Here is a 13,533-nt window from a genome sequence, read left to right on the forward strand (position 1 = left end):
GCCCAGATGGGGGAGTTTGAGGGGGCCTGCGGGCTCGCTGACTCGGAGCGGGCCCCCTCAAGTTTGCCTCGTCCCGCTTTCCCAAAGCGTTAATCTAAATGAAACCGTTCAATATCTTTGACTTCCCGTTCCTCAAGTCTCTGCTTGAGTGTCCTCATCACGAGATATCGCAAAACGGCCATAATCGGCACTCCAAGAAACATGCCGAGCACTCCGGCAATGCTTCCGCCGATCGTGATCGCCACGATAATCCAGAGCGGCCGCAATCCCACGGACTGTCCCAGAATCTTGGGTCCAAGATACAGTCCATCAAACTGCTGAAGCGCGAAGATCATAATAATGAAGATCACCGCTTTCAGCGGACTGACCATCAGCATAACAATCGCTCCCGGAACGGCTCCGATGAAGGGACCGAAATAGGGAATCATATTCGTGATACCAACAATCAGGCTGATCAGTAGCGTATAAGGAAGCCGGAGAATCGTCATGACAATGAAGCACAGCACGCCGATAATCAGGGAATCGATGGCTTTTCCGATGACGAAACCACCGAAAATGTCATTACATTCCTTCAGAGTATCCATAATATACGGAATCCTTTTCTGGGGAAGGAAAGCGTAGATGCTTGCTTTCACCGTGCCCAGCAGAATCTTTTTGTCCATCAGAATATAAATGGAAACGATCAGCGCAATGACCAGATTCAAAAGAAGCTGCATGATGGACATGGACAGAGAATACAGGGTCGGGACGATGTTTGATGCAAAATCCCTGATATAATTGAGGATCGAGGGCAGCATGTTGTCCATGGCATCCTGAATGGCACTGATATCCAGGCTGGGGAACCGCTCGTGCAGCTGAGTCAGGAACTGGTTAAATTCCGACGCGGACTGCGGAATGACCGTGAGAGCGGAGTTGATGAGGTCTGTTAAACTGTTTACGATCTGCGGAACCACGCCGAAAACGGAAACCAGTACCAGACCCAGTAAAATGATATAGGTGATTGCAATGGCAATGCCCTTGATGACGCCTTTTTTCTTGATTTTCGTGTGCTTTTGCAGAAGCCGGCAGAACATTTTCACTGCGGGATTCAGGATAAAAGCAATCAGAAAGCCGATGATAAAAGGCATCAGGACGTTCAGCACATTTTTGATCCAGGTAATGGTCTGATCCAGAGAAATAATAGCCTTAAAGATCACGGCGGCGATGGCGACGACGGCGATCACATAGATAGCGATGGTAAAATACTGGCTGTTGGCTAGAAAACGGGTGGTTGCCTGACGGTTGGTCCTGAAAGTATTCGCACTCTCGACGGCTTTCGCCTGCTCCTGGGTACTTTCCTGCGTCTGAGAGCCCGCTTCTGCCTCGCCGGAAGCTTCTTCTTCATTCTGCTGGAGGCTCTTCCATTGGGAAGCGAGCTGTTGATTTTCACGTTGTTCTTCTTTTTTCCGGTTCTTCTGCTTCCGGACACTTACATTGCTGCGGCTGGGTGACAATTTTCTGATACTCCTTTTCAAAAAAATAGATAAAAAAGTTACGCTGTTTTTTATTATAATGTGTGGCAGGAAAGGAATCAAGGAAATAAGAGTCGGAAAGTTCTGAAAAAAATATAAACACTCATTGGGTCAAATGTCGTGGTTGTTAAAAAAATTTGAAAAAAATCGAAAAAACCTCTTGCATTTTGGGAGGAGCTGTATTATAATACTTTTTGTCTTGAGAGAGACGAACTGAATATGCGCTTTTAGCTCAGCTGGTAGAGCACCTGACTCTTAATCAGGGTGTCCAGGGTTCGAGCCCCTGAAGGCGCACTTAAAGGTACCATTTTTGAAGCCATAGGAGCTCCGGGGATGGTGCTTTTTTTGTGTAATAGGAAATTCTTTTGGAATTACCTATTACACAAAAAGCCTTCCGGGCAGGATTCTTTAAGTGCTTGCAAATCTGAAAAGCCTGGGCTACAATGATTTCAAATACGTTTCCCTATGGCGGTTACAGAAAGTCGGAAGATGCAGATATGATGGACAAAAAGGCAGCAGCAGAGTATCAGCAGGAAAAGAAAGATTTCACACGTTATCGCTGCGTGCAGTATACATTTCAATGGTAAGATAAAAAATAGCAGGGGGCAGGTTCAAAACGAACCTGGCCCCTGTATTTTTCAGGAATAAATCTTCTCTTTTTTCATAATCCGTATGTAGGAAAACAGCAAAAACAGCATGCACAGCAGCCAGGAAAACGGCTCGGCGACGGAGGCTCCCGCGTAGCCCCAGAGGGGGACAAAGACGAAAGAAGCAAGGATCTTGATGACAAGCTCCATGGAGCTGGAGATCAGCGGAATGGTCTTGTAGTTGATTCCCTGGAGGGTCATGCGGAGCGTCAGCAGGACACCTAAAGGGAAGAAAAAGATCATATTAATATGAAGGTTCATCAGGGCGTTGCTCATAATCACGGAATCGTCGGTTCCGGCGAGGGCCTTTACCAGCGGTTCAGCGAGAGTCAGGATCATAATCAGGAACATGGCAGACCAGATGAGGCAGAGGATGGAAGATTTCCTGATACCGTCCCGGATCCGGTCCATACGGCCTGCGCCGAAGTTCTGGCTGACGAAAGTAGCGTTGGCACTGGCGATGCTGGCAAGAGGCATGTTTCCAATCATGACGATTCTACGGGCTGCCGTGTGGGCGGCGATGATGGAGGTTCCCAGCGTATTGATGGAGCCCTGCAGGATGACGGAGCCGATGGAGAAAATGGAGTTCATCAGGCCCATGGAAAAACCGGTGGTGACAAGCTCGCTCACGAGTTTCTTATTATAGGAAAAATGTCTTCTGGAAGGAATCAGAAAACGGAAATTCCGGTAGAGATACAAAAAGCAGAGCACACTGGAGATCAGCTGGGCCAGAACGGTCGCTCCTGCGATTCCGGCCACACCGAAACTGAAGACGGTCACGGCAAGAAGATCCAGAAGAAGGTTAAGGCTGCAGGAGAAGATCAGGAAATACAGCGGGATCTTGCTGTTTCCCACGGCTCTTAAAAGGCCGGAGCCCATGTTATAGAAGAGGGCCGTGGCCATACCCGCCATGACGACGGTGAGATAAGTACGGGATTCGCTGAAAACATCCTCCGGCGTCTGGATGAGCCGGAGTACGGGCTCGGCAAAGAGCAGCGTCGCTACGGTGATGAGCACCGAGATGGCCACGTTCAGGATCAGAGTCCAGGCAACAACGGATTTCATCTGCTCCTCATTTTTCGACCCGAAGGCCCTGGCAAGAAGAATGCCGTAACCGCTGTTGATGCCGTTGGCAAAACCGATGACCAGACCGGTGATGGAGCCCGTAAGACCGATGGCGGCGAGAGCCGACTGCCCGAGATTGTGGCTGGCGATCATGGTATCCCCGATGTTGTAACATTGCTGGAAAAAGTTACTGATAAAAAGTGGGATGGCGAAGATCAGGATGTTGGACAGGGCACTTCCCTGCGTCATATCCCTGGTCTGCCCCTGTTTGGCAGAACTCATGTTGTAAAAACCCCCATTTCATTTGTTGGAATGCATATCGCTTGTCAGCATACACCTTGAAGCAGACTCAAAGTCAAGAAAAATTTTGCCGCATTTTTCCTTTTTATGAGCGCACATGTTCTTATTGTATTACCCCGCCGGGATCGTGTCAAACAGAGATTTCAAGTTGCAATCGCCGGGCCGGAATGTTATTATCAGTATAAGAGTTGGATCACAGGCCGGCAGAACCGGCAGCTGCTGATGGACGGGGAAAAACAGCAGCAGGGAGAGAAATGAAAGATGTCAAAATTTAAAGAATATGATGTGGAGGAGATCGATGCCCTCTGCAGTCTGGGGAAAGCTTTGTCTTCACCTATACGAATAGAAATCATGCAGCTTCTGTATGAAGAGGGAATGATCATCGGCGATATTGCAAAAAAACTGGATCTTCCTGCCTCCAGCACGGCGTTTCATCTGAAAATTCTGGAGGAAGCGGGACTGATCCGCATGGAAAAGCAGCCGGGAACGAGAGGAACTGTAAAATTCTGTATCCGGAAAGTGGACTATATTACAGTCAGTCTGATCAAGAAAAATACGGACGTTTCGGAGATTTTCAATGCAGAGATGCCTGTGGGAGCCTTCAGCAGCTGCCAGGTGACGCCTACCTGCGGTATGTTCGGGCCGGACGGCTATATTGGAAATGAAGACACGGAGTACTGTTTTTATTATCCGGAACGGATGAAGGCCGGCATTCTGTGGACCTCCTCCGGCTATGTGGAATACAAATTTTCCAATGGCGTCCCAAGAAAAAGAAAGATCAAAAGAGCGAGCATTTCCATGGAGATCTGCTCGGAGGCGCCCGGTTATAAGGAAGACTGGAAATCCGATCTGACGCTCTGGGTCAATGATGTGGAGGTGGGAACCTGGACCTGCCCGGGAGATTTCGGGGGCAGAAGAGGACGATTGAATCCCCCGGCTTGGCCAAATGGAAGCACACAGTATGGGATGCAGGTGGTCTGGGAGATCCGGTCAGACGGCAGTTATCTGAACGGGGAAAAGATCAGTGAAGTGACGGTGAACCAGCTCAGTATCATGGATCGGGCCTTTGTGTCTGTGAAAATCGGAAATAAACCGGGAGCGAAATACGAAGGAGGGTTCAACCTCTTCGGAAAGCATTACGGAGATTACAATCAGGATATCGTCCTGACAATGGAATACTGAAAGCGAAGCGCTGTGGATAAAAACGTCCGCGGCGCTTTTTTGTGTGATTACGAAAACGTTTAAGACAAAAAGCACAGAAATTTTGAAGCCGTGTTTCTTGTCGGAATGCACAAAACAAACAAGATTGTTGGAATATAAATGGCGAAGAATGTAAAACAAACAGCAAAACTGTTACAATAAAGAAAAATAATGGTAAATCTGCCCGTAAAATACAAAAAAACCATTGACAAATAGTCAAAGTGTGGTAGAGTATAGGTATCAGCAACAGGGATTGTGTTATAAACAACAAGTTCATTTGAAAGAATGGAGAGATTATAACAGAAAAACTGTTAGAAACTATCTCGGCCGGATAGATCAGAAACGAAAGCAAAAACAAACAAACAAAAGTGAATCCAACTACCCCGGAAAACAGAACGTGTACAGACCGTCAGAAGAAACCAGAATGAAGGGCGCGGCATACATAAAAGGGTCTGTTTTCACAAAAGATACGGGCGACCGTATCAGGCAGCAAGATTGAAAGAGCAGATTTTGACAAGGAGGATTTCAGGGATGAAAAGAAAATTATTGTGTGCGTTACTGACTGGTGCTATGGTACTTTCCGCTGGAAGCGCTGTTATGGCAGATGAAACAGAGAGCGAAACTTCCAATGTAAACGAAGATGGTTCTGTAAATGACCCGAGTCAGGTAGAAGTAGATGAGAACAAGCTTGTTATGTGGTCTCTGTTCACCGGTGGTGACGGCGAGTACATGACCAAGATTATCGATGACTATAATGCAACCAGCCCCAGCAAACAGGTTCAGTCCATTACCCTTGTATGGGCAGACTACTACACCAAACTGCAGACCGCAGTAGCAGCTGACAAAGGACCGGACGTAGGACTTTCTCATGTATCCAAACTTCCGGAGCTCGTTGATCAGGGCGTTGTAGAGCCGCTGAACGATTACCTGGATGAGCTGGGCGTAGACCTTTCCTCCATGTACACGCAGAACTCTCTTGATTCTGTAACCTTTGACGGTGAGATCTACGCAATTCCGCTGGATACTCATGCTGAGGTTATGTACTACAACAAAGATATCCTTGAGAAAGCCGGCGTTGAGCTCAATGCAGACGGCAAACTGGATATCAGCAGCCTGGATGATTTTAAAGCAATGCTGGATAAGGTAAAAGCTGTTATGGGCGATGGCGAGTCTCCCCTTTCTCTGCCGAATACCGGTGATGATCCTTACCGTGTATGGTGGGCAACTTATTACCAGCTGGGCGGAACTCCGATCGTTAACGATGACGGAACAGAAGTTACTCTGGATAAAGACAAAGCTGTTGAAGCAGCTGAGTTTGTAAAATCTCTCTATGATGACGGCTATGTAGCAACCGGTATCGATGACCATCAGAAACTCTTCCAGTCCGGAAAAGCAGGCTTCCTGTTTGGCGGAACCTGGGCAGTAGGCGTTATGGAGTCCACCGATGGACTGAACTTCAACGTTCAGAGCTTCCCGCAGCTCTTTGATGAGGATCACTGCTGGGCAGATTCCCACACCTTCATCCTTCCGGTAAACGGCGACAGAGACGAGGACGAGACCAAAGCAGCTGTTGAGTTCATGGTTGCAGCCTGCAAAGACGGCGGTCTGACCTGGGCAGGTTCCGGCCAGATCCCGGCAAATACCGAAGTTACCGGCAATGAAGAGTACGCAGCACTTCCGTACAGAAGCAACTATCAGGATGAAGTTGAAAAGGCTGTTCTGCCGGCTAAGAACCCGCACTTCTACGCTATGAAGGATGGCATGATCCAGAGCCTGGATACCATCTGGACCGGCACTAATGATGCAGCAACCGGTATTGATGCACTTGTTGACGAGCTGTCTTCTAACCTGGAATAAAGCATAGTCAAGAAAGGGGGAGCTTTTCAAAGCTTCCCTTTTCTTTTTAAAAAAGCTCATAGAAAACTGTCTGGTTTCAGGCAGAAAAAGGAGGTAAAACGATGAGCAAACAGAGAAAAAGAAAACTGTTTTTTACTGCCCTGGCTTTCATGCTTCCCTTCTTGATTCTCTATACAGTTTTTACCATTTGGCCTGTTATCCAGGGATTTTATGTGAGCATGCACAAATGGGGACTGATGGGAAAGCAGAAGTACATCGGCTTTGACAACTATATCAAATTCGCAGGAGACAAGAAATTCTGGTCGGCTCTTGGAAACACCTGTAAATTTGTAGTGATCACAGCTCCCATGCTGGTGATCATCGCCCTGATCCTGGCGCTTCTGGCCAACCGGCAGACAGTCATGAAAAAAGGGTTGCGGATTTCCTATTATCTTCCCAGTATCCTCTCCGTTTCCGTGGCATCCTTCATTGCGAAGAACACCTTCAGTCCGTACAATGGACTCTTAAACGGCGTACTCCATCAGCTTCATATCCTGCCGGCAAATACGGAACTGCAGTTTCTCCTGGATCCAAAACTGGTCTGGGTGGTGATCTCTGTTATGACCGTCTGGTGGACCATTGGTTTTACCATGATGCTTTACATATCGGCCTTACAGGATATTGATATGGGGATCTATGAGGCAGCCTCCATCGACGGAGCAACCTCCACACAGCAGCTTTTCCGTATCACACTTCCGCTGCTTCGTCCTACCACAGAGCTGGTCGTTCTTCTTCAGCTGATCGCCTGCTTTAAGGTATTCGGACAGATCCAGCTGATCACCGGCGGCGGCCCGGCAGGAAGCACAAAACCCTTGATCCAGTATATTTATGAGACTGCATTCAGCAAGAATAACCTGGGTTATGCGGCAGCCATGTCCTATGTGCTCTTTGGAATCCTGCTGGTACTTTCACTGGCACAGCTGATCATGCAGAAACGGGGAGGTGACAAGTGATGAAAACAAAGAAAACCGCAGGGCGTATTGCTCTTGATATTCTTTCCATCTTTTTTGTTGTGGTCTTTCTTGCCCCTGTGATCTGGGCACTGTTTGTATCACTGCAGCACGAAGGAAAACAGATCTCCAGTATCGTAAGCTGGTTTACGCCTCCTTACACCATCAGCAACTACTCTGACATTATCAAAAACTCATCCGTTCCGCTCTGGTTCATGAACAGCCTTTTTATCGCTGTGATCGTGACGGTTGCAACAGTTCTTGTGACCGGAATGGCAGCTTATGCGCTGGCACTGATCCCCTTTAAGGGAAGTCAGCTGTTTATGATCTATGTACTGATCGGTATGATGGTTCCCGGCGAGGCAACGATCGTTCCGCTGTTCATCACCGTAAAGGATCTGAAGCTCATCGACAGCTATGCCGGTATGATCCTGCCAAGCATTGCGGGCTCTATGAATCTGATCATCATGACAACGTTCTTTAAAGGACTTCCGAGAGAACTGATCGAAGCAACCGAGATCGATGGCGGTGGAAAACTGACGGTATTCTTCAAGATCGTTATGCCGTTGTCAAAATCCATCATTGCAACGATCTGTATCTTCTCCTTTGTTGGAAGCTGGAACAACTACCTGTGGCCTCTGCTTTGTGCCATGAGCAATGAGATGTTTACGCTTCCGGTAGGTATTCCGACGTTTACCAGTACATATACGGTGGACTATGTAAAGCCCATGACGGCAAGTATGGTGGCTTCTCTGCCCATGATCATTCTCTACATTATCTTTGAGCGCCAGATCGTGGCAGGTATCACCCAGGGTGCTGTGAAAGGCTGAGTTTCCTATGGTAAAAAAGGAAAGAAATCAGGAAATCGATATTATGAAGGGGCTTCTGACCCTGGCTATGATCCTCTGCCATTGTCTTCAGTTCTTCGGAAAAGAGGATGCCGGGATCGAGAAGATCCTGGTAAATGTGATCAACCTCACGACCTTTTCCGGTTTTCTGTTTTGCTTTGGCTTTGTGTGCTGTCTGGCTTATTTTCAGGGGGACACAAGGCGTGGAATCGTCCATATGCTTCGGAATATGATCAGGCTTCTGCTGGCGTTCTATATTTCCGGTCTCGCTTATATGGCATTTAAGGAGCAGAAGATCTTCAGGAAGGATTTTATCCGGGAGGTCCTGACTCTCCGCCGTTATCCTGGCTGGTCGGAATTTCTGGCTTCCTTTGCGGCGGTGCTCCTGGTGGGAGCGCTCCTGCTCCCGGCTCTCCGGAAAACGAACGGCTGGGTGGTGATAGGGGCAGCAGTGGTCAGCCTTGCGAGCTGCTTTATCCCTTATGAAAAAATCACCAACCCCTGGCTGGCTCTTTTCATCGGTTCCGGAAGCTATACGACTTTTCCGGTATTGCAGTACGGTGTCTACTTTGTGGCGGGCGTCTGGGCGGCCAAACGAAAAAAATGGCCGGACTGGAAGCTGTTTTTCGGAGCAGCGATCTTAAGCACCCCTTGTATCTGGTATTGCTGGAAATATAACGGTCTTCCTGGCCGTTTTCCTCCGACGGCTCTTTTCATCGGAGGTGGAGCCCTTGGAGTGTGGATCTATCACCTGCTGGCCGGGGCGCTTGGAAAAATCAAAAGCGTCACGATCATCGGAAAGCCGGTGGAGGTCCTCTCTTTTATAGGAAGAAACTCGTTATACTATCTTCTCATGAGCAACATTCTGATCTTCGCTGTGGCAGGAAGCAAATTCAGCTACCGGGCAAACGGATATGCCTATGGTTTCTACATCGTGCTTCTGGTAATCCTTACCTATCTGGAGCGGCAGATTAGAAAATAAATAAAAAAAACACACTACATAACATGGAGGACAGAGATATGAAATGTTATAAGAAAGATTATCCGAGACCGCAGTTTGTCCGCGACAACTGGGTAAACCTCAATGGAACCTGGGATTTTGGCTTTGACGATGCAAACCAGGGCGAGAAAGAAAAATGGTATGAGAAATTCCCGGGCGAGCTGAAAATTGAGGTGCCCTTCACCTATGAGACGAAACTCAGCGGAATCCAGGATGAGAGACGTCACGACAATATCTGGTATCACAAGACCATCACCGTAGACGCTTCCAAACTGACCGACAACCGTCTGCTGATCCATTTCGAGGGCAGCGATTTCCACACCAAACTATGGGTGAACGGCGCTTATGCCGGAGACCACAAGGGTGGCTATGCACGTTTTTCCTTTGATATCACAGAGCTTGTGAAGGATGGCGAAAATGAGCTGACCGTCAAGGTCGAGGACTCCTTCAACACTCAGCAGCCCCGTGGAAAACAGCGCTGGATTGACGAGAACTTCGGCTGTTGGTACGTTCAGACCACCGGTATCTGGAAGACCGTATGGACCGAGTATGTGCCCGACATCCGTCTGGATTATGTGAAAATGACCCCGAACCTTCATGATATGGCACTGGAGATCGAGTATCAGATCGACGCTCCGGAAAGTGCAATGGCTGGAGGAAATCTCATGGTAGTTGCCACTGTTACCTTCGGTGATATGCTCATCAGCAAGACCATGACGGTTATGACTTCTGACCATACAAAGACGAAAATCGACGTTTTCCACAAGACCAATGGCCAGGCCAACTGCGGCATGGAGTGGGGCGTTCGTACCTGGAGCCCGGAGAGCCCGGATCTGTACGATATCACTTTTGAGGTTGTATCTGACGGCAAGATTCTCGATACCGTTGGTTCCTATTTTGCAATGAGAGAGATCCGCATTGACGGCTCCAATATCCTCTTGAACGGCCATCCGCTGTATCAGAGACTGATCCTGGATCAGGGCTACTGGAAAGATTCTCATCTGACACCGCCCAGCGAGGAGGCTTTGATCGAGGATATCGACAAGATCCATGCCCTGGGTTACAACGGCCTCCGGAAACATCAGAAGATTGAGGACGAGCGTTTCCTGTACTGGTGCGATGTGAAGGGCATGCTGGTATGGAGCGAGATGGCTGCCGCCTATGAGTATTCCGATTATGCAGTAGAAGAGTTTACCAGAGAATGGCTCGAGATCGTTCATCAGAACTACAATCATCCCTGCATCATCACCTGGACCCCGTTCAACGAGTCCTGGGGCATAAGCCAGGTTGAGACCGAGCCCATGCAGCAGCATTTCACCGAGATGATTTATCATCTGACCAAGAGTATAGACCGCTATCGTCCGGTTATCGTCAACGACGGCTGGGAGCATACTGTTTCCGATATCATTACTCTTCATGATTATGAAGAGGTTGGCGAGACCTTCTATAAACGTTACATGGAGTTCAAGGAGCAGATCCTGACCACTGAGGTTTACCACAGCAGCAGTAAATCTGCTTTAGCAAACGGCTTTGCCTACAAAGGACAGCCGATTATCATCAGTGAGTACGGCGGAATCGCCTTCAACAACGATGATTCCGGCTGGGGCTACGGAAATAAAGTAAACACCAAGGAAGATTTCATCCGTCGTTTCGATGAGATCACGACCGCTGTCAAAGAAGTTCCCTATTGCTGCGGATTCTGCTACACCCAGGTATCCGATGTTCAGCAGGAGATCAACGGCCTTATGGACATGGACCGCAACTTCAAAGTTGACCCGAAAGTGATCAAAGAGATCAATGAGCGGAAAGTAGGCTATTGGAGATCATACATGTGATACCAGGGTCAAAAGCCAGGAATGCCTTATTCTGCAAGCAGATAAGGCATTTCGGCTTGGGACCCGCCCGGACATGAGGAAGAAGCGATTTACAAAGTAAATCTGCGGATTCTGAATGGCTGAAGGTTTGTGAGAGCTGCGAGGCAGCGGAGCAAGCCGGGGGGTTAGCGGCGTGTGCCTGACGTCCGGTACCACAACATTCGAAAGGAGCATAATGCAATGGCAGCGAAAGATTTTCTTCCCAGAGCGATCCCTCTGGTAACGGTAGACCCTTATTTTAATATCTGGTCGTTTTCAGACCATCTTTATGATGACACACCGCGCCACTGGACCGGACATCAGAATTCCATGACGGGAATCATCCGCGTGGATGGAAAAAATTACCGTTTTATGGGACTTGTGGAAACGGAGCGGGAGATGTATTATCTGGAGCCGGAGCCGCTTAGGCAGCTTTCCGTAAAGCTTACTCCCACCCGGACGGTCTATACGTTTGGAAATGAAACAGTTGAACTGAGGGTGACCTTCACCGGTTCCCTTCTTCTGGATGATCTGGATCTTATGAGCCGCCCGGCTTCCTATGTTTTTTATGAAGTGCGGTCTGTGGATGGACAAGCGCATGAGGTAACGGTTTATCTGGATATTTCTTCCCAGGCAGCAGTCAACGAAAGCAGTCAGACCGTACTCTTCGGAAAAGACGAAAACGGTATTTACTGCGGCCGCGGCGAGGAGGGCATGCTGACCAGATCCGGTGATGATCTGCGCATCGACTGGGGCTGGCTCCACCTGGCAGCACCGGATCATCAGTATGTGATCGTAAATACAAAAGATAAAAAGAATGCACTGAGCGGCAGTCCTTATCTTCACCTGCCGAAATTTACAAAGCTGGACGGGTGTTTATCCGACCGTGTTCATCTGGAGCAGGAAGTCCGTGAGGGCATCCCGTGTCTTGGCTGTCTGAAAACTTCCGGAGTAGATGGAAAAGAAACGATGACCGGGCTTGTGATCCTCGGATATGACGACATTCATTCCATCGAATATTTTGGAAAACAGGCAGATGCTTACTGGAAAAGAGATGGCAGGAGCTTTGATGAAGTATTCAAAAAAGCCATTGATGAGTACGAAGCCGTTTCAGCCAGAACGCAGGCTTTTGACGAAGAGCTGAAAAAGGAAGCGCTCGTTTACGGAGAAGAGTACTATGACATTCTCTGTGTTGCCTACCGGGAGTCCATTGCCGCCCATAAGCTTATTGAGGTGGACGGCGAGATCAGATTTTTCTCCAAGGAATGTTACAGCAACGGCTGCATCGGTACGGTGGATGTGACCTATCCGTCCATTCCTCTTTATCTGAAATATCAGCCGAAGCTGGTGGAGGGGATGATCGATCCCATCTTCCATTATGCAGCAGGAGATGACTGGAAATTCCCCTATGCACCTCATGATGTAGGGCAGTATCCGCTGGCAAACGGACAGGTTTATGGTTATGACCGGAAGACACGGGTGATGCAGGACTATTATCAGATGCCTGTGGAAGAGTGCGGAAATATGATCCTCTGTGTGGCAGCCCTGTGCAAGGCAGAAAATTCTCTGAAATATGCGAAAAAGCACAAAGAGGTCCTGAACGGCTGGACCGACTATCTGGTAAGCGTGGGCTGGGATCCGGAAAATCAGCTTTGTACAGACGACTTTGCCGGTCATCTGGCACATAACTGCAATCTGGCGGTCAAAGGAATTTTAGGAATTGCTGCCTGGGCAGAGCTCTTAAGAGGACTGGGAGAAACGGAAAAAGCGGATTCTTATCGGAAAACAGCTCTTTCTCTGGCAGAAACCTGGAAAGAAAAAGCTTTTGACGGCGACCATTACCGCCTGACCTTTGACGGGGAGGGCAGCTGGAGTCTCAAATACAACCTGATCTGGGACAAACTGCTGGATCTTCGCATTTTTGATCCGAAGATCGCGAAGACGGAGGTGGCTTATTATCTGACCCGCATGAATCCTTACGGCATCCCCCTGGATTCCCGTTGCGATTACACCAAGAGCGACTGGGAGATGTGGACCGTTATGCTGGATGACAATGAGGAATACCGTAATCAGATCATCCACACAATGTGGGAGGCTCTCTGCAGCCTGGACCGCAGAGCTCCGTTCCCGGACTGGTATCACACGGAAACGCCCGTCGCAGAGTGCTTCCAGAACCGGACCGTTCAGGGCGGTCTCTTCATTCCTCTGTTAAACTGGTAAAAATCAATGCTTTTCATGACCTCCCGTATCGGAATTTTCCGGC

The 13,533-nt window shown here is 48.6% G+C and carries 9 protein-coding genes and 1 tRNA gene; 8 read left to right on the top strand and 2 right to left on the bottom strand.

The genetic code is table 11. The features are described from left to right. Nucleotides 1-89: 89 nt before the first annotated feature. Nucleotides 90-1,493: an AI-2E family transporter gene (locus tag LKD71_RS10285; protein ID WP_178045555.1), complete on the bottom strand. Its 1,404-nt coding sequence runs from the start codon at nt 1,491-1,493 to the stop codon at nt 90-92. Nucleotides 1,494-1,732: 239 nt separating this feature from the next. On the opposite strand from LKD71_RS10285, the gene LKD71_RS10290 reads away from it, so the two are divergent. Continuing rightward, nucleotides 1,733-1,805 (top strand) — tRNA-Lys (locus tag LKD71_RS10290). Nucleotides 1,806-2,149: 344 nt separating this feature from the next. On the opposite strand, the gene LKD71_RS10295 is transcribed toward LKD71_RS10290, so the two are convergent. Further along, complete coding sequence (locus tag LKD71_RS10295) at nt 2,150-3,505, bottom strand: MATE family efflux transporter (protein WP_227615329.1); 1,356 nt, start codon at nt 3,503-3,505, stop codon at nt 2,150-2,152. A 279-nt stretch (nt 3,506-3,784) separates the two neighbouring features. On the opposite strand from LKD71_RS10295, the gene LKD71_RS10300 reads away from it, so the two are divergent. The 7 genes from LKD71_RS10300 (at nt 3,785) to LKD71_RS10330 (ending at nt 13,490) form a co-directional block, all read left to right on the top strand. Beyond that, nucleotides 3,785-4,705 carry an ArsR/SmtB family transcription factor gene (locus LKD71_RS10300; protein WP_227615330.1) on the top strand — a complete coding sequence of 307 codons (921 nt, stop codon included), beginning with the start codon at nt 3,785-3,787 and terminating at the stop codon, nt 4,703-4,705. 549 nt (nt 4,706-5,254) lie between these two features. Then, on the top strand, nt 5,255-6,580 hold the full coding sequence (locus LKD71_RS10305; RefSeq protein ID WP_227615331.1) for an ABC transporter substrate-binding protein: 1,326 nt from the start codon (nt 5,255-5,257) through the stop codon (nt 6,578-6,580). Nucleotides 6,581-6,681: 101 nt separating this feature from the next. Then, nucleotides 6,682-7,572: a carbohydrate ABC transporter permease gene (locus LKD71_RS10310; protein ID WP_227615332.1), complete on the top strand. Its 891-nt coding sequence runs from the start codon at nt 6,682-6,684 to the stop codon at nt 7,570-7,572. Beyond that, nucleotides 7,572-8,399, top strand: a complete 828-nt coding sequence (locus LKD71_RS10315; RefSeq protein ID WP_227615333.1) for a carbohydrate ABC transporter permease — start codon at nt 7,572-7,574, stop codon at nt 8,397-8,399. Before LKD71_RS10310 ends, LKD71_RS10315 begins: the two co-directional genes overlap by 1 nt. A gap of 7 nt (nt 8,400-8,406) precedes the next feature. Continuing rightward, on the top strand, nt 8,407-9,399 hold the full coding sequence (locus LKD71_RS10320; RefSeq protein WP_227615334.1) for an acyltransferase family protein: 993 nt from the start codon (nt 8,407-8,409) through the stop codon (nt 9,397-9,399). A gap of 38 nt (nt 9,400-9,437) precedes the next feature. Continuing rightward, nucleotides 9,438-11,252 (top strand): glycoside hydrolase family 2 protein, encoded by a 1,815-nt coding sequence (locus LKD71_RS10325; protein ID WP_227615335.1) that lies wholly within the window; start codon nt 9,438-9,440, stop codon nt 11,250-11,252. Nucleotides 11,253-11,471: 219 nt separating this feature from the next. Beyond that, entirely contained in the window at nt 11,472-13,490 is a 2,019-nt protein-coding gene (locus tag LKD71_RS10330; protein ID WP_227615336.1) for a glutaminase domain-containing protein, read from the top strand. The last annotated feature ends 43 nt before the right edge of the window (nt 13,491-13,533 follow it).

The sequence above is a fragment of the Fusicatenibacter faecihominis genome, assembly GCF_020686945.1.
GTDB classification, from domain to species: Bacteria; Bacillota; Clostridia; order Lachnospirales; family Lachnospiraceae; genus Limivivens; species Limivivens faecihominis.